The sequence below is a fragment of the Lactobacillus sp. M0393 genome, assembly GCF_016102025.1.
Lineage (GTDB): Bacteria > Bacillota > Bacilli > Lactobacillales > Lactobacillaceae > Lactobacillus > Lactobacillus melliventris.
Genome location: NZ_JACFPK010000006.1, coordinates 110,761 through 128,639 on the forward strand (window position 1 = coordinate 110,761; position 17,879 = coordinate 128,639).

Genomic DNA, 17,879 nt, shown 5'->3' on the forward strand with positions numbered 1-17,879 from the left:
AAACCTGAATCTTATTATTTGTAAGTAACGCTAATATGATAAAATATTGGTGCAAGATCAGATGATTGCATAAATAAAATTGACTAAAAAGTGGTGATGATTTTGGATTATCAAAAAATTCTGGTGCAATTAGCAAATGGCGAACTTGATCACTATGAAGTTGAGCCAAAAAATGCTTTTGAATTTCAAGCTGCATTAAGGTCCTTTGAAAAAAGGCAAAATATTACAGGAAAAGCATTGCGAGGTGGTAAAATAATTTATTCAAAATCAAAATCTGAAGTTTAATGATGTAAACTGTTACATTTATGTTGTCTAATTCACAAAAAAATGATAGTCTAAGTAGGCGAATAGGTATTTATTACCGGTTTGATTTTTTGAATTCAAAGGAGATATATATAATGGAAAAACGCGATTTTCATGTTGTTGCAGAAACAGGTATTCATGCTCGTCCAGCTACATTGCTAGTACAAGCTGCTTCTAAATTTGGTTCAGATATCAATTTGGAATACAATGGTAAGTCAGTTAATTTAAAGTCAATTATGGGTGTTATGTCACTTGGTGTTGGCAAAAATGCTGATGTTACTATCAGTGCTAGTGGCGACGACGAAAAAGATGCAATTAACGCTATTTCAGAGACTATGAAAAAAGAGGGCTTAGCTGAATAATGACCAAGACATTAAAAGGAATTGCTGCTAGTGATGGTATTGCTGTAGCACCAGCTTATCTCTTGGTTGAACCTGATCTTTCATTTTCAAAATCTACAGTTAGCGATGTTGAAAGTGAGTTAGCACGCTATAAGAAGGCAATTTCAGTATCAACTGCTGAAGTTGAAAAAATTCGTGATAGTGCAAAGAAGAGTTTAGGTGAAGACGAAGCTCAAGTCTTTGAAGCTCACCTTATGATCTTGAACGATCCTGAATTTACTGGTGCCATTGAAAACGAAATCAAGGAACAAAAAGTTAACAGTGAAGCTGCTCTTAACGAAACTGCACAAAAGTTTATCAGTATTTTTGAAGGAATGACTGATAACACATATATGCAGCAACGTGCAGCCGATGTGCGCGATGTTTCTAAGAGAATTATGGCTCACTTGCTGGGTAAGGAATTACCAAACCCAGCTGCCATTGATCACGAAGTTGTGGTGGTTGCTCATGATTTAACTCCTAGTGATACTGCCCAACTTAATAAAAAATTTGTTAAGGGCTTTGTTACTGATATTGGCGGAAGAACAGCACACTCTGCTATCATGGCGCGTTCACTTGAATTGCCAGCAGTTGTAGGTACTGATTCAATTACCAAGGATGTTGAAAACGGCGACACGATTGCTGTTGACGGTCTAAGCGGTGATGTAGTAGTTAAGCCTACTGACAGTCAAGTTGCTGAATATCAACAAAAGAGTTCTGACTTTTTGCAGCAAAAAGCTGAATGGGAAAAATTAAAGAACGAGCCTTCAGTTACTGCAGACGGTAAAAAGTTTACAATTGCTGCTAATATTGGTACACCAAATGACATGAAGGGTGTAAACGATAATGGTGCTGAAGCTGTTGGTCTTTACAGAACCGAATTCTTATATATGGATTCAAAGGACTTCCCAACTGAGGATGAGCAATTTGAAGCTTATAAGAAAGTCATTGAAGGTATGCATGGTAAGCAGGTAATTATCAGAACCATGGATATTGGTGGTGACAAACACCTTGATTATTGGGATTTACCAGAAGAAATGAACCCATTCTTAGGTGTGCGTGCCATTAGACTCTCACTTCAAAATGAACAGATTTTCCGTACACAGCTTCGTGCTTTATTGCGTGCATCAGCTTATGGCAAGTTAGGCATTATGTTCCCAATGATTGGTACTCTGAATGAGTTGCGCAAGGCTAAAGCAATTTTGGGTGAAGAAAAAGACAAGTTAGTTACAAAAGGCGTTAAGATTGGTTCGAACTTAGAAGTGGGAATGATGATTGAAGTTCCAGCTGCTGCAGTTTTAGCTGATCAATTTGCTAAAGAAGTTGATTTCTTCTCAATTGGTACTAATGACTTAATTCAATATACAATGGCTGCTGATAGGGGCAATGATAATGTTTCTTATCTTTATCAACCGGCAAACCCATCTGTTTTGCGTTTAATTAAGCACACGATTGATGCAGCACATGAAAACAACATTTGGTGTGGCATGTGCGGCGAAGCTGCCGGAGACAGTACCATGTTTCCAATTTTGCTTTCAATGGGCTTAGACGAGTACTCAATGAGTGCTACTTCAATTTTGCGTATTAGAAGCTTAATGAAGAAGCTCAATACTGCAGATATTAAGGAATTAGCCAATAAAGCTTGTTATGTTTCAGAAACTGCTGAAGAAAATGAGAAATTGGTTAGTGACTTAATGAAGAAAGTAAATAACTAATAATAATAAAAAAAGGATACATTAGCAAAAAATTATGTATTCTTTTTTATTTCTTTATTTTTTCTTGATAAAAAGTTCACAGAATATTCACGTTTAAAAGATACTATAATAATAAAATTAGTTGAAAAAACTACTTACAAAAAGGAAGTAGTATGATATAATTATATAGATACTAATTAAGGGAGCGTGAAATATATGGTAAATTTATATATCTCTCCAAGCTGTACATCTTGTCGTAAAGCGAAGGCCTGGTTAAAGAAGCACGACATTCCTTTTAAGGAAAGAAATATTTTTTCTGAACCGTTAACAAAAGATGAATTGTTGCAAATTTTGCGCATGACTGAAAATGGTACCGAAGAAATTATTTCAACTCGTTCAAGAGCATTTCAGCAACTTAAAGTTAATCTGGATGACATGTCAATTGATCAATTGCTTGATCTGGTAGAAAAGAATCCAAGTTTGTTAAGACGTCCTATTATTATGGATGACCGTCGTTTACAGGTTGGATATAATGAAGATGAGATTAGGCGCTTTTTACCTAGAAAAGTACGCCGTCTCGAACTTGAAGAAATGCAAAAGATAGCTGACTTATAAATCAGGTAAGTTTAAAATAAAAGCGTTGGTTTTTTAAACTAACGCTTTTATTTTATGAGTAAAGTACGCTACAATAGAACAAAGCATCTGATGGAGGTGAGAACTCATGCAAGTAGATCATATAAACAAAAATACGATTCGCGTGAGAATAGGTAAACAAGAATTAGCAAATCGTGGTCTTAAAGTTTTGGATTTACTGGGTGATAAAAATAAAATCCAGCATTTCTTTTATTCAATTTTAGATGAAATTGATACGGATCATTCTTTTAGTCAAGATGCACCTGTTACTTTTCAAGTAATGCCTAATAATGGTGGGCTTGATTTACTCATCACTAAAGTTACGGCCAAAGATCAGAATAACCTGGCCCAGTTATTTGATAATGATTTTACTGAAAACAGTAAAAAGAAGAATGATGCTCGTAAGTCTTTTCTCGATTTAGAACCTGAGGAAGATGAAAGCGATAAAGACGAATCAACTGGTTCTGCAATTTCTGGTCACCCCAAGGTGAAAAAAGAGTTTTGGAAACTGCAAAAAAAGCAGGCATATAGTTTTAACGACCTTAATCAGGTAGTTGAACTGGCGGATAGTCTTCAAGCAGACGATTTGGCTTCCAGTCTTTATTTTGAACGCGGCAAATTTTACTTAGAGTTAATCTTTACTGATCAAGATTACTTGGAAATAAAGCCGGCGGATGCATGGGCCATTGCAAATGAATATGGTATTAAAGTTAAAGCGAGTGAAATGGCTCGTGTGCGCATTAATGGTAAATGCTTGATAGCGCATGAAGCTTTAGAGAAGCTGCAGGATTATTTTAGTAACATTAATTAAAATGTCAGATAGCAAAATAAAAGGGGGCAGGTAAAATTCTGCCCCTTTTGCGTACTTATTATTAGGTGATGGTTATGTACGCGGCATTGTTGAATAATGTTTTAGTTTTAGCTGTAGCAGAAGCTCGGATAAGTGAAAATGAAAGGAATATAGAAAGGCATTATTTTTGTCCTCAGTGTTATCGCGAAGTCCAGCTGATAAATAATAGTAAAACACCTTATTTTAAGCATATCCCGAGTGAAGTTAATTTAAGTGGAGAAAATAAAGAGCATGCACAAAGTAAAAGCTTATTGACTACAGCTTTAAGAGCAGCCCATTTTAACGCACGGATGGAAGTTCAATTAGCTAATGGCCAATTACGCGCTGATATCTTAGCAAGCCCGAATTTAGCATTTGAAATTCAATGTGCTCCGCTCAACAAATCTGAATTTCGTCATCGTCATCTCTTATATCGGCAAATAGGCGTGAAAGATATCTGGGTAGTGGGAAAGAGACATTTTTTAGGACAATACATCAAAAAATCGCAACTTATCTTTTTTCGAAGGAATAAACCGTGGCATGATTATTATTTGGAAATTAATCCTGATAAGCTAGTTATCAGTTTGAAATATAACGTTTTGCTTGAGCCGCTGACTAATAAAATTCATTGGCAAAAACAGAATTTTACTATAAATGCCGAAGGATTAAAAAAGCTGTGGCACTTTAAACCTGCTTTACGGAAATACTATGTTGATTCGGCCAAGCAAAAACAGTATCTAAAAATGCAGCTTATGCAAAAAAGTCTCAATGGCATGAAGATTGCCAACAACTTATATAAAAGACGGCAAACCATTGATGATTTGCCGTCTTGGGTATTTAGCAATTTTCGTAAAATTAATTCGCCAGATAATGCAAGTAAGTTTTTAGATCAGGCGTAAGTGCTTAGCAGGATAATAATCTTGGTCTTCCCTGGTAATACAACCAGTATTTTTAAAAAGGCGGATCAACTTATCATGAGCCAAAATTCCTTCAAGCATTACGCCACTGTAATTGCCGCTTTCATTAAAAATAATAGTTGTAGGAATGTTACAGACATTAAACTGATGGGCAAGTTCCTTATCTTGGCGAATAGAATTGTCTACATAAGGAGCAATCCTGCGATCTGTAATACGATCAAAATTTAAATTTAAATCTTGAGCAATTTTTCGCGGTAATTGTTCAGAATATTTATTAAAATCACCGCTGATAGCTTGTTGTAAAGCAACTAGGTAGGCTCGAGCCTTTTTGTTGCCATATTCGAACTTAATTGCATGGTAATTTCGTAAAGCTTGAAATGAAGCAATTGTGTACTGCGGGATATCTATTATTCTTTGACCGCTCTTTTTTCTTCTGATAATATCTTCTTTTATAACTTTAGTATTTATGATAGGAACGAAGTTAAAAGAAGAATTGATATTAAGTTCGGCGATTGCATCTTGAATTAAAACTTCTGTGTTATAGCAGTAAATGCCAACGGGATTGACAAAGAGAAAAATTTCGAACATGATCAGGCTCCTCCAATACTGATTATTTAAAAATCTAATTATCTATCCTTTTTAGAAATTTACTCATTAGACTATATTTTAGCACGATGCTTGTAAGCGCGTGCAATTTTTGCTTGATTAGTATTAGCAGAATTCTGTGTAAAGTGATATGTCTCTTTTAAGTCTAACAGAACTTGTGCAATTAATTGGGGATTAGGATTTTCAATCTCAATTTCAAAGTCCTCATAATTGTCAGGATAGGTACTATCATCAAATGTTAATTCACAATTTTCAGGCCCATTTGCTAAAATGCGCTTAGTTTTACTAAAAGTTTGCAAGTTTAGTATTAGGTGGTCTGAAAAGTGCTTGTTCAGATAGTCTCCTACGCTATATTTAAAAGAAATTGGCAAATTTTTGCTGCCATTTTTAACCATTGCTTTAGCTTCAGCTAGTTTTAGTTCGTCATTAATTTCTATTGCTTCATGAAACTGGTGCTGCACGGGATCATTATTGGGAACTTTGAGTGTTTGCTCTGCATGATCAGCAAAAAGACGAATGCGACAACTGATATGATTTTGTTTTAGCAAACCATCTTTGGTATCAAAATAATAATTTTCCTGTTTAAAACAGCTTTTTGCAGCAAAATCCTGGCAAAGTTTGTGATAGATTGTCTTTGGCAGGATAATTTTTGCTTCAATTTCATTATTCTTCGACATAATAATTCCCCATCCAATTTCAGTGATAGAATTTACTTTTTATTCCATGCTACTAATTAAGAAAGTATAGTTTTTTTATTGACATATTGTCAAAATTGCTGTTTCTGCTTAAAGATAGAATAGAAAACAAAACTATCAAAGTATAGGCTATACTGAAATTAATAAATTTATCATAATCTTAAAAGCTTTAATATGCAAGAAAAAACTGTATCAAATAAGGGATTATATATGCTGTATAGAAAAAAACGGCTTCTTTTATTAAAGCTATTAGCCATATGAAATTGCTATCATATAATTTATGTTAAAATGGATATGCTGTTTGAGAAAGGGTTATTTCTATGAATAATGATTGGGATAATTTTTTATGGCCTTATGAAGAGGCCGTCCGAGAATTGAAAGTGAAATTTCGTTCTTTAAGACAAAGTTTTTTAACGAAAGGGGAACATTCCCCGATAGAATTTGTAGTTGGCAGGGTTAAAACTGTCGACTCAATTAAAGAAAAAATGCAAAGGCGTGTAATCAGTTTTGATGTAATTGAAACCGATATGCAGGACATTGCAGGTATTAGGATAGTATGTCAATTTGTCGATGATATTTATAAGGTGGTAGACTTAATACATACACGTGATGATATGGAAGTCATTGAAGAACGTGATTATGTTAAAAACGCCAAACCTTCAGGCTATCGCTCCTATCATATGGTTATTTCTTACACCGTTTATTTGCCAAATGGTCCCAAAAAGTTGCTGGCTGAAATTCAAATCAGAACTTTAGCTATGAACTTTTGGGCTACTGTTGAACACACTCTTAATTATAAATATCAAGGTTCTTATCCAAAAGATATTTCCCAAAGACTAAAATCCACTGCAGAAACAGCATATAAACTTGATGAAGAAATGTCTTTAATAAAAGATGAAGTGCAGGAAGCTCAAAAGGTTTTTACCAAAAACAAGGGTAAGGAAAAATAATGAGAATTACAATTGCCCATAACACCAATCCCGAAACGCTAAAAGTTGTGGCGCACTTGCGAAAACTGTTGGAAGCTAAAGCAGGCATTGTTTTTGATGCTAAATACCCCGATGTTGTCATTACTGTCGGAGGCGATGGTACTTTAATCAATGCTTTTCACCGTTATGAAAACCAGATCAGTTCTATTCGCTTTATTGGTATCCACACTGGGCATTTAGGTTTTTACACTGATTGGCGTGGTCCAGAAGTTGATAAAATGGTAGATGCTTTACTTTTAAGGGAGCCGGAATCTGCCAGTTACCCGCTTTTGGAAGTAGAACTTTTAACCGAAGCGAATGAAAAGAAACATTTTTTGGCCTTAAATGAATCTGCAGTCAAACGGGTATCGCATACATTAGAAGCAAAAGTCTATATTGATGATCAATTATTTGAAAATTTCCGTGGAGATGGCTTATGTATATCAACTCCTACCGGTTCAACTGGTTATAATAAGTCACTTGGTGGTGCTGTGATTCACCCAAGACTTAAAGCCTTGCAAATGGCAGAAATAGCTTCAATTAATAACCGAATTTTCAGATCATTATCTTCGCCAATAGTGTTGGCACCAGAGCAGTGGATTACTGTCATACCTAATGCTGACCACTGCGTTATGACTGTTGATGGCCGTCGCATTAATGTCCGAAACGCTAAACAAATTGAATATCGTATTTCTAGTAAGGAAATTCATTTTGATCGTTTTGGGCATACCCATTTTTGGTCCCGTGTTCAGAGCGCCTTTATTGGAGATAAAGATGACACCATTTAAAGTTATTGTACAAGACAAAGTTCCCAAGAAATTAGGAGCTTTTTTACTGAAAAACGGTTTTTCAAAAAGAGCAGTGAATAATGCTAAAAATTCCGGTGGGATGCTTTTAGTAAATCATAAAAGGCGCTTTACCAACTACATGTTACATCAAGGTGATGAAGTGATTTTTATTCCGGGAAAAGAGAGGGTCAATCCCTGGCTAGTCCCCTCAAAGAAGCCGCTAGCGGTCGCACTGGAAACTGCAAATTATTTGGTAGTAAATAAACCAGCTGGCATTTTGTCAATTCCATCTCGTTATGATGACAATGCTTTAGTTAACCAAGTTTTAGGTTATTTTAACAGTAAAGAAGAGGTTGACGTTAAACCGCACATAGTGACGCGACTCGATCGCGATACTTCTGGTCTGGTTCTGGTTGGGAAAAATGCTATTGCTCATGCTCGTTTTAGTCAGATCGATAAAACTCAATTTATTAAAAAATATCATGCAATAGTTCATGGCAATTTTGCGCCGGAAGAATTGACAGGAGTGATAGATCAGCCTATTGGTCGCAAAGGAACCTCAATTGTGCGCAGCATTGATTCCACTGGCAAGAATGCTAAAACTGCTTATAAAGTGATTGCTCAAAAAAGCGGAGCCAGTTTAGTAGAACTGCGCCTATATACCGGTCGAACTCACCAGATTCGCATACATATGCAATATTTGGGTCATCCTTTATTTGGCGATCCTCTATATGGCATTAATGATGAGTTTAAGCGCCAGGCACTCAATTGCTTTTATTTGGGTTTTCCTGATCCATTTACTAAAGGCCAGCATACTAGTATTGAAATACCTGATGCACCAGATATGCAAAAATTATGGCATAGCCTTTAATATATCTGTAGAGAAATAAAAGAGTTGTCTTGCGTTAGACAACTCTTTTATTTGTTTTACAAAATTTATTCACTAAAAAGTACGCGAGTACCTTCGGGAACAAAAATATTTTTTTGAACTGGTGTCAAACAACCATTTTCAGCATCTCGTGTATATAAAGTGGCATTATCTGAATTTTGGTTGGTTGCTACCACATATTTTTCATCTTTGTCCCAGTTAAAATCACGAGGAAATTCACCAAAAGTTGAAATTCTTTGACGTAGTTGCAAGGTATGATCATCATTAACTGCAAAAACAGTGATGGTATCATGACCGCGGTTGGAAGTGTAAATAAATTTACCATCATGGCTAATTTTGATGGCAGCTGCGCCGTTGTGGTCAGAAAAATCATCAGGAATGGTTGAATAAGTAGCAATATTTTTAAAATTCCAGTGGGCTTCATCTAACTTAACTAAGTTAATTTTACTTGAAAGCTCACCGACAACATAAAAATAATTACCATCAGGACTAAATACAATATGGCGTGTTCCAAAACCTGGCTCGTTTTGATATTTAGCCAGGTGCTTCAGCTTATTATCTTTGAAGCTGTAAAAATCAACACTGTCGTTACCTAGATCACAACTTACTAAATTGCCTTGTGGTGTTTGATCGAAAAAGTGGGGATGAGGGCCATCAGCTTGTTCTGGACAGGGACCAAGAGTATCTGCCGTGTGAGTTACGGAATCTAAAAAGGTCAGTTTACCCTCATCATCATACGAAAATACACTGAGTACAGCTGTATGATAATTCGCAGTGTATAATAGTTTTTTTTCGCGGTTAATTCCAATATAGGCTGGCGAAGAACCTGGGGTTAAATAAGAGTCCCTTTCTGAATATTTGCCCTTAACTAATGCGAAAGAACTGATTCCGCCTTTTTCTCCAGCATTATTAATTGTAAAAATGAGATTGCCATCTTGAACAAAATAAGTAGGTCCACCAACTTGGATTACTTCTTTTGCTGGTCCCATTTGCATTTCCACGCCATTAGCAGCCGGAGTAAGCGGCAGCTCATAAATTCCCGTTGACTTTTTTTTGGTGTATCCGCCAATTAATAATTTCATGCTTGAAAAGCCTCCAATTTCATTTATAATTGTCTCAATAATTAGTATAGCATGACACGCAATTGTAAAAATATTGAGTGACTTTATCATTTTAAAAAGTGGTAAAGTATGTTGTCGGTTTTATTAGTATAAAAACAAAAAATTTAAACAAGAGGTATGTTGGAAATGGAAGAAAATAAAATTCGAGAGCTTTACGCTAAGAATGATATTTCTGAAGTTTATACTAATCTTCACTCATCTTCGGCAGGTTTAACTTCTGCAGAAGCAACCGCAAGATTGGCAAAATATGGTCGTAACGAAATTAAAAAGTCTGAAGAAGAATCCGAGTGGAAAACTTTCTTTAAGAATTTTATTAGTATGATGGCAATTTTATTGTGGATCTCAGGTGCCGTAGCCATGTTTAGTGGGACGCTTGAATTAGGAATTGCTATTTGGCTGGTCAATATCATCAACGGATTGTTCAGTTTTTGGCAGGAAAGAGCTGCCAAAAGAGCGACAGATGCTTTGAATAATATGTTGCCTACTTATGTTCAAGCAATCCGTGATGGTAAAAAAACACAGATTGATGCCAAAGAACTGGTTCCGGGAGATGTTTTTATTCTTCAGGCCGGCAATGCCATTCCAGCTGATGCCAGGCTGATTACTGCCAGTTCTATGCAGGTTGATCAAAGTGCGTTAAATGGTGAATCTGTGCCAGAATCAAAAACTACAGAATACGCTCCAGGTGAAGGCAGTTATGCGGAAGCAGACTTGGTTTATTCTGGAACAACAGTTGGTTCTGGTACTGCTCGTGCTATCGCTTTTGCCACAGGGATGAATACTGAATTTGGTAAAATTGCACAGCTGACACAAAAGCAAAATAAGGTTGATAGCCCATTGACTCAAGAATTAGATCGGCTGACGAAACAATTATCAATAATTGCAGTTTCAATTGGTGTTTTGTTCTTAATTGCGGCAATCTTTTTCGTCAAATATCCTTTTGCCAAGGCCTTTATCTTTGCGTTAGGTATGATTGTTGCCTTTATTCCTGAAGGATTGCTTCCAACTGTTACTTTAAGCTTAGCTCAAGGAGTTAAGCGCATGGCTAAAAAGCATGCCTTAGTTAAAGAATTGAATTCGGTAGAAACTTTAGGCGAAACCACAGTTATTTGTTCAGATAAAACTGGTACTTTAACTCAGAATCAGATGACTATTCATTACATTTGGACGCCGAAAAATGAATATACGGTTACGGGTAATGGCTATGTTAATAATGGTCAAATTGAACTGAATAATAAGCAGTTATGGTACGAAGAAAATCCTGACTTGCATAAGCTGGTGCAGATAGCTTCTTTAGATAATGATACTGCGGTTCAACCCAGCAAAGTCAAAGGGGGTAAACCCAAAATTTTGGGAACTCCAACTGAAGCTTGTTTAATTATTATGGCTGAAAAAGCAGGCTTTGATCGTCAGAAAGTTCTGGTTAAATATCCTCGTTTACGTGAATTGCCTTTTGACTCTAATCGTAAACGCATGTCAACTATTCATCGCTGGAATGACAGTCAGTATATTATTTTTACTAAGGGGTCTTTCAGTGACGTAATTAAGCAATGTGATCAGATTCAAGTTGACGGTAAGGTTCGCTCTATGACTGAAGATGATAAAAAGCGTGCTGAAAAATACAATGCTGAATATGCTGCCAAGGGTTTCCGCAGTATGGCAATGGCTTACCGCATTGTTGAAAAAGAAAATACTGACGTTACTAAGTTAACGATCGAAACGGCTGAACAGCACTTGATATTCGTCGGCTTGACTACGATGAGCGATCCTCCTCGTCCTGAAATTTATAATGCTGTTAAACGGTGTCATCAAGCCAAGATTAAGATTATTATGGTTACCGGTGACTCTAAGCTAACGGCTAAGTCAGTGGCTGTCCAAATTGGTTTGACCTCAGACAAGGCGCGGGTCATATCTGGTGATGAGCTCGAGGATATGAGTGATGCAGATTTGCGAGAAGCGCTAAAAGGAGAAGTGATTTTCGCCCGGGTAGCTCCTGAACAAAAATATAAGGTTGTTAAGACCTTGCAGGAAAACGGTGAAATTGTTGCCTCTACTGGTGATGGAGTTAATGATGCCCCTGCACTGAAGCAAGCTGATATCGGTATCGCAATGGGTCTCACTGGCACAGACGTGGCAAAGGATGCTGCAAATATTATATTGACTGATGATAATTTTGCTTCAATTGTAGCTGCAATTGAAGAAGGACGGGCAGTATATAGCAATATTCGTAAGTTTTTGACTTATATCCTAACTTCAAATGTGCCGGAAGCCTTTCCTTCAATTTTATTCCTGTTTTCAGGAGGGATGATTCCTTTGCCAATGACGGTTATGCAGATTTTGACAGTCGATTTGGGAACGGATATGTTGCCAGCATTAGGACTTGGTGGAGAAGCAGTTGATCCGGATGTTATGAAACAGGCACCACGTAAACGCAATGAGCACTTGCTTAATAGAAGTGTAATTATCAAAGCATTTTTATGGTACGGCCTCATTTCCAGTGCGATTTCGATTGCAGCATACTTCTTCGTTAATTTCCAAAATGGTTGGCCTCACGTACCTTTAGCTGCTAACGGCCCGGTATACATGCGTGCAACCACAATGGTCTTGGGAGCAATCATTTTTACTCAGATTGCAAATGTTTTGAATTGTAGAACAAACAAAGTTTCGTTATTCAAGAAAGGCATCTTTAGTAACCGCAATATCTGGTATGGCATTATCTTTGAAATACTGCTATTTTTAGCTTTAACTGTAACTCCAGGATTGCAACAATTATTTAATACGACGAGATTATTGCCAGTTGACTGGTTATTCCTGTTCTGCTTGCCGATCCCATTAGTTATAATTGATGAAATTAAAAAATGGCTCCTTTACCATCAGAAATAAAGAAGTAACAAATAAAACCGCTTATATATTAGTTAAGCGGTTTTTGTTATGCTAAAATTAAAGCTTAAGGAGAACAAATTATGAAGTGGACAGCAACTATTACAAAAATTGGTAAACAAGCTATAGAGCCTAAGAGCAATATGGTAATTTTATTTGGTGAAAATGTCACAGCTGAACTGGTAGAAGTTTCAATTATTCAAAAATTTGACCCTGATTCGCCGCTTACTGGTTTTACTTTAAAAAAAGGGGACACAATTACAATTGATGGTCAAACATATGTAGCTGATTACGTTGGCGCCATGGTTGTCAGTGATATGAGGGCATTAGGACATGCCACACTTTTCTTTAATCAGCAAAAGTCTAAAAATCCCTTGGCAAATGCTGTGTATCTTACATTAGGTGACAAGCAAACTCTGCCTGAATTTAACGTTGGCGATGATATAATTTACGAACATATTTGATTAGGATGATTTGATGGAAGTAGAGAAAAAACATAAAAAAAGAACCATTTTTCAAAAATGGTTTTTGAATAACCGGTTTAGTATTGCATTACTAAACATTTTGTTGTTCTTCCTTGTAATCTGGTTGTTCAACAAAATTTCGTTTGTCTTAAATCCTGCTAAAGTGTTTGTAAGTGCAATCTTGCCACCACTAATGCTTGCTTTAATTCAATTTTATATCATGAATCCGCTGGTAGACATTTTAGAGCGGAAATTCAAAGTGCCAAGACTGGTTACGATCTTGGGACTATTTCTTCTTGTGGCAATTTTACTAGTGTGGATTGTTAATACTTTATTGCCAATTGTTCAAAGTCAAATTAATTCATTAATTGCACATTGGCCGCATATCTGGAAGGATGCAAGTAATGCTGTGCAAGAAGCACTGAGCAAGCCGCAGTTTCACAGTGTAAAAGGCAATATTAACGATGCTATTAATCGCGCGCAGGATATGCTTTTTAAATCAGGTCATGAAGCCATAAATGCCGCTCTGAGCAACATTTCTTCGGCGATCAGTGTAGTAACTATTATTGTTATGACTTTACTTACGGCACCGTTTATTCTCTTCTTTATGTTAAAAGATGCCCATAATTTGCGGCCCTATTTAACTCAATTTGCGCCTAAGCGCTGGCAAAAGAGTTTTGGTGAACTACTCTATGATATTAACACCGCTTTAGCTTCGTATATCAGGGGTCAAATCACAGTTGCCTTTTGGGTAGGAATTATGTTTGCCATTGGTTACAGTATAGTAGGCTTACCGTATGGCATTGCACTTGCTGTTTTAAGTGGTTTACTTAACCTGATCCCATATTTTGGTACGTTTATTTCCTTTATTCCTGCAATTGTAATTGCGATCATGCTTTCAGTTCCAATGGTCATTAAAGTTCTGATTGTGTTTGCAATCGAGCAGACAATTGAATCAAGAATTATCAGTCCTCTCGTAATGGGTAATAAGATGGAAATGCATCCGGTAACTACAATCTTATTGTTAATTGGTTCTAGTGCGGTTTGGGGACTTTGGGGTGTCATTTTTGGTATTCCTATTTATGCAATCTTAAAAATCATCATTTTACGTGTTTATAATTATTACCGTAATGTTTCCCAAGTTTTTAGAGAAGATGAAGGCGAAGAAACTACTCAAATTGCTGCGCAAAATGGCGAAAATGCTGATTTAAAAAATAAAGAATAAGATTAGTTTGTTTAGAAGTTTTATGTTGAAGGAGAAAAAAGATTGACAAATCATGTAGTGTTATATGAACCATTAATGCCGGCCAATACGGGAAATATTGCGCGCACTTGTGCTGGTACTAATACAGTTCTTGACTTAATTGAGCCCTTAGGTTTTCAAATTGATAATAAAAAAATGAGACGAGCCGGGCTTGATTATTGGGATAAAGTTGATGTGCGGCTTCATGATGATCTTAATGCCTTTTTGAAGCAGTTGGGACCACAGGATGAGCTTTATCTTATTTCTAAGTTTTCTTCCAAAAACTATGCTGAGGTAGATTACACGGATTCTTCCAAAAATTACTACTTCGTATTTGGTAAGGAAACTACTGGCTTACCTGAAACTTTTATGCGAGAATATTACGAACGTAATTTGCGCATACCTATGTCAAATAATATTCGTTGTTACAATTTAGCTAATTCAGTGGCAATAGTTTTGCTTGAAGCATTACGTCAACAAGGTTTTCCTATGCTGGAAACTTCTCATCATTACGAAAATGACAAGTTAAAAGATAACTACAATCGTCCTGAACGCTATGAAAGAAATTTGGGAGGAAATTAAAATGGATTTTGAAAAAGAAACACCGGTGATAGTAAAAAATTTTCACTATGATGTTAATGAAGAACCTGAAACTAAAGATCAAGTTAATTTTGGCCTTAAAAAAGTTGAAAAGCAAAATGATGATGGCACAACAGATGCAGGGGTAGATGGTAATTATTTTGACATCACCATCATTTTTGACGTGGCACCTGCTCCCGGAGAATTCTCAGTAAGTGGGATGATTAGCCAAATCGTTCAGATCAAAAATTATTTTGGTGATGGCAGTGATCTTAGTAAGGCTGATTACAAATTGCTTAGTAGACCTTTAGTTGAGTATATTGAAACATTAACTTATCAAGTTACTCAAATTACACTGGATAAACCAGTCAACTTGAACTTCCAAGCTAATTTTTAGTTGTTAATTAGGTAGTATCATGCCAAAAAAGAAAAGGAGAAAAACCACAAAGGCTCGAAAGAAGAATCAGAATACTGGAATTACATGGGCAATTGTCGGACTTTTACAAATTGTTATCTCTGCTTTAGCATTTGCCAAATTTGGAATCCTGGGTAAACAAGTAGCAAATACTTTTCGCCTGGTCTTTGGAGATTCCTATTTGCTCGCAGCTGGTATTTGCATTGTTTTCGGCTTGGTTATGTTGATTTATAATAAGCCGATGCACTTTAACTTCAAACGCAGTTGTGGACTATTTTTTGCTATTTTGGGAATTTTATTAATTCAAAGCAGTATTTATTTTGAACGGGAATTCGTTAATAATGCTTTTATGAATGTCTTTTGGCATGAAATTTCAGCTGAATTCGGTCGCATGGCTGTTACCAAAAATATCGGTGGTGGCGTCATAGGCGCCTTATGCTATCAGATTTTTTACCCCTTACTTGGTCATATAGGACTGCGTGTAATTGCAATTTTATTGATACCGAGTGGTATTTTGATGTTTTTTGATGTTAAATTTTCAACAATTATCAAAAAATTTCAGTCTGTTAGTCAGCTTTTTATTAATAAAAACAAAGCAGCTGGTAGCAAAATCAAAGATAAATACGGCTCTTTTAAAGAGCAACGTGAGCAGAGAAAAAACCAGTTGCATAATCAGGAAGATTCCAATTCAGTGGGTACAAAAGCTCCAGTTTTTCCAGACGTGGATGATTTTACTGTGGATGATAACTCTTCTGAAAGCAACATAGATCAAAACGAGGTAACTGATTTTCCATCTGAAAAAGCAGAATACGGTGATATTCCGGAACACGCTCCGGTTGAGCCGCAAATTCAAGTTGCAAGTCAAAACAATAACGCTAAAGCGCAGCAAAACGATTCTTCTGTTTCATCATTACCTAAATCACATTCTTTTGTTGAAGAAGATAAAAAGATTAAGGAAGAATTAGGAGCAGTAGATCACGGGGAATTAAAATCAAATCAAAAAGTTAGTCCGGATTATCAAAAACCGCCCTTAACATTACTTGATAATATTAAAAATATTGACCAAAGTACTGATAAAGCTCTTATTCGTAAAAATACTCAGACGTTACAATCTACTTTCAAGAGTTTTGGCGTTAACGTTATTATCAAAAAGGCGATACTGGGTCCAACTATTACGCGCTATGAGGTTCAACCGGCTGTTGGTGTTAAAGTCAGTCGCATTGTTAATCTCGCTGACGATTTAGCTCTTGCTCTGGCTGCAAAGGATATTAGAATAGAAGCACCAATCCCAGGGAAACCATATATTGGAATAGAGGTGCCTAATAAGAACACTTCAGTAGTTGCTTTAAAAGATGTAATGCAAAATCAAGATATCAGAGCCAAAAAAGATCCTATGCAGGTTCCTTTGGGTAAGGATGTCAGTGGACAAACTATTTCGGCTAATTTGACTAAAATGCCTCATCTTTTGATTGCTGGATCAACCGGTTCGGGTAAATCTGTAGCCATTAATACAATTTTAACCAGTATTTTAATGAAAGCATTGCCGGATCAGGTCAAGTTAATCTTGATAGACCCAAAGATGGTGGAGCTTTCTGTTTATAATGGAGTACCTCATTTATTGATACCGGTAGTTACTGATGCAAAATTGGCTGCAAATGCTTTGAGTAAAGCCGTTAAAGAAATGGAACGCCGCTATAAGTTATTTGCTGCAGCTGGGGCCCGTAACATGAGTGAATTTAACGAAAAGGTGCGGCTGAATAATCAAGATAAATCAAAACCGCCGATGAAGCCGTTACCATATATCTTAGTAGTAGTTGATGAACTGAGTGATCTAATGATGGTTGGCGGACGTGACGTTGAAGGAGCAATTGTCCGTTTGGGCCAGATGGCTCGAGCGGCGGGTATTCACATGATTTTGGCCACACAAAGACCGAGTGTTGATGTCATAACCGGTCTAATTAAAGCAAATGTTCCTTCACGGATTTCTTTTGCTGTTTCAAGTGGTATCGATTCACGGACTATTTTAGATCAAACTGGGGCCGAAAAATTACTCGGTCGCGGCGATATGCTATACATGCCTGTTGGTGCTTCAAAGCCTGAACGTATTCAGGGTGCTTATGTTTCTTCACATGAGGTTGAAAATATCATTTCATGGGTAAAGAAACAGCAGAAACCTGAATATGATAAAGGTATGATTCCACAAAAAGGCCAAGAGAACTCTGAAAATAAAGATGATGAGCCAAAAGACGAATTCTATGATCAAGCAGTGGACTTAGTAAGGCAACAACAAACGGCCAGTGTATCACTCTTGCAAAGAAGATTTCGTATTGGTTATAATCGTGCAGCTAGGATTGTTGATGAAATGGAAGAAAAAGGTATTGTGGGCCCATCTGAAGGATCAAAGCCTCGCCAAGTTTTATTACCGCCTAAAAAAGAAGGAGATAAAAGCTAATTTTTAAGAAAGTTTATCATGTC

At 36.5% G+C, this 17,879-nt stretch carries 18 protein-coding genes; 15 read left to right on the plus strand and 3 right to left on the minus strand.

Going from position 1 to position 17,879, the window contains the following annotated elements:
• Positions 1 to 102 precede the first annotated feature (102 nt).
• The 6 genes from H3R29_RS06495 to H3R29_RS06520 all read left to right on the plus strand — a co-directional run bounded on the left by H3R29_RS06495 (position 103) and on the right by H3R29_RS06520 (position 4,738).
• The gene (locus tag H3R29_RS06495) at positions 103 to 285 is read left to right on the plus strand and encodes a hypothetical protein (RefSeq protein WP_181413642.1); all 183 of its coding nucleotides are present in this window, start codon (positions 103 to 105) and stop codon (positions 283 to 285) included.
• Between the two features lie 113 nt (positions 286 to 398).
• Positions 399 to 665 carry a phosphocarrier protein HPr gene (locus H3R29_RS06500; RefSeq protein ID WP_046324573.1) on the plus strand — a complete coding sequence of 89 codons (267 nt, stop codon included), beginning with the start codon at positions 399 to 401 and terminating at the stop codon, positions 663 to 665.
• Positions 665 to 2,398 (plus strand): phosphoenolpyruvate--protein phosphotransferase, encoded by a 1,734-nt coding sequence (gene ptsP, locus H3R29_RS06505; protein ID WP_198202836.1) that lies wholly within the window; start codon positions 665 to 667, stop codon positions 2,396 to 2,398. Before H3R29_RS06500 ends, ptsP begins: the two co-directional genes overlap by 1 nt.
• A 195-nt stretch (positions 2,399 to 2,593) precedes the next feature.
• Positions 2,594 to 2,992 (plus strand): transcriptional regulator SpxA, encoded by a 399-nt coding sequence (gene spxA, locus H3R29_RS06510; protein ID WP_046324575.1) that lies wholly within the window; start codon positions 2,594 to 2,596, stop codon positions 2,990 to 2,992.
• Between the two features lie 106 nt (positions 2,993 to 3,098).
• Positions 3,099 to 3,821, plus strand: a complete 723-nt coding sequence (locus tag H3R29_RS06515) for an adaptor protein MecA (protein WP_198202837.1) — start codon at positions 3,099 to 3,101, stop codon at positions 3,819 to 3,821.
• 74 nt (positions 3,822 to 3,895) lie between these two features.
• Positions 3,896 to 4,738 (plus strand): competence protein CoiA, encoded by an 843-nt coding sequence (locus H3R29_RS06520; protein WP_198202838.1) that lies wholly within the window; start codon positions 3,896 to 3,898, stop codon positions 4,736 to 4,738.
• Here H3R29_RS06520 and H3R29_RS06525 read toward each other — a convergent pair.
• Both H3R29_RS06525 and H3R29_RS06530 read right to left on the minus strand, forming a co-directional pair.
• Positions 4,724 to 5,344, minus strand: a complete 621-nt coding sequence (locus H3R29_RS06525; protein WP_198202839.1) for a DsbA family protein — start codon at positions 5,342 to 5,344, stop codon at positions 4,724 to 4,726. The two genes, H3R29_RS06520 and H3R29_RS06525, sit on opposite strands and share 15 nt — an antisense overlap.
• Positions 5,345 to 5,415: 71 nt before the next feature.
• On the minus strand, positions 5,416 to 6,039 hold the full coding sequence (locus H3R29_RS06530) for a CYTH domain-containing protein (protein WP_198202840.1): 624 nt from the start codon (positions 6,037 to 6,039) through the stop codon (positions 5,416 to 5,418).
• A gap of 338 nt (positions 6,040 to 6,377) precedes the next feature.
• On the opposite strand from H3R29_RS06530, the gene H3R29_RS06535 reads away from it, so the two are divergent.
• From H3R29_RS06535 to H3R29_RS06545, 3 genes are read left to right on the plus strand one after another with little or no spacing between them, the layout of a single operon-like run.
• Entirely contained in the window at positions 6,378 to 7,007 is a 630-nt protein-coding gene (locus H3R29_RS06535; protein WP_046324580.1) for a GTP pyrophosphokinase family protein, read from the plus strand.
• The gene (locus H3R29_RS06540) at positions 7,007 to 7,813 is read left to right on the plus strand and encodes an NAD kinase (RefSeq protein WP_198202841.1); all 807 of its coding nucleotides are present in this window, start codon (positions 7,007 to 7,009) and stop codon (positions 7,811 to 7,813) included. The genes H3R29_RS06535 and H3R29_RS06540 overlap by 1 nt, the downstream gene beginning before the upstream one ends.
• Positions 7,800 to 8,684 (plus strand): RluA family pseudouridine synthase, encoded by an 885-nt coding sequence (locus H3R29_RS06545; protein ID WP_198202842.1) that lies wholly within the window; start codon positions 7,800 to 7,802, stop codon positions 8,682 to 8,684. The genes H3R29_RS06540 and H3R29_RS06545 overlap by 14 nt, the downstream gene beginning before the upstream one ends.
• Before the next feature lie 65 nt (positions 8,685 to 8,749).
• On the opposite strand, the gene H3R29_RS06550 is transcribed toward H3R29_RS06545, so the two are convergent.
• Entirely contained in the window at positions 8,750 to 9,784 is a 1,035-nt protein-coding gene (locus H3R29_RS06550; protein ID WP_198202843.1) for a lactonase family protein, read from the minus strand.
• Positions 9,785 to 9,949: 165 nt separating this feature from the next.
• Here H3R29_RS06550 and H3R29_RS06555 point away from each other — a divergent pair, with 165 nt between their 5' ends.
• The 6 genes from H3R29_RS06555 (at position 9,950) to H3R29_RS06580 (ending at position 17,856) form a co-directional block, all read left to right on the plus strand.
• Positions 9,950 to 12,706, plus strand: coding sequence for a cation-transporting P-type ATPase (locus H3R29_RS06555; RefSeq protein WP_198202844.1), 2,757 nt, complete (start codon positions 9,950 to 9,952; stop codon positions 12,704 to 12,706).
• An 80-nt stretch (positions 12,707 to 12,786) separates the two neighbouring features.
• Positions 12,787 to 13,167 (plus strand): PTS glucitol/sorbitol transporter subunit IIA, encoded by a 381-nt coding sequence (locus H3R29_RS06560; RefSeq protein WP_046324585.1) that lies wholly within the window; start codon positions 12,787 to 12,789, stop codon positions 13,165 to 13,167.
• Between the two features lie 13 nt (positions 13,168 to 13,180).
• On the plus strand, positions 13,181 to 14,392 hold the full coding sequence (locus H3R29_RS06565; RefSeq protein WP_046324586.1) for an AI-2E family transporter: 1,212 nt from the start codon (positions 13,181 to 13,183) through the stop codon (positions 14,390 to 14,392).
• Between the two features lie 42 nt (positions 14,393 to 14,434).
• On the plus strand, positions 14,435 to 14,992 hold the full coding sequence (locus tag H3R29_RS06570; RefSeq protein ID WP_187156479.1) for a tRNA (cytidine(34)-2'-O)-methyltransferase: 558 nt from the start codon (positions 14,435 to 14,437) through the stop codon (positions 14,990 to 14,992).
• 1 nt (position 14,993) lies between these two features.
• On the plus strand, positions 14,994 to 15,386 hold the full coding sequence (locus tag H3R29_RS06575; RefSeq protein WP_046324588.1) for a DUF1149 family protein: 393 nt from the start codon (positions 14,994 to 14,996) through the stop codon (positions 15,384 to 15,386).
• 19 nt (positions 15,387 to 15,405) lie between these two features.
• Positions 15,406 to 17,856 (plus strand): DNA translocase FtsK, encoded by a 2,451-nt coding sequence (locus H3R29_RS06580; protein ID WP_198202845.1) that lies wholly within the window; start codon positions 15,406 to 15,408, stop codon positions 17,854 to 17,856.
• Positions 17,857 to 17,879 lie beyond the last annotated feature (23 nt).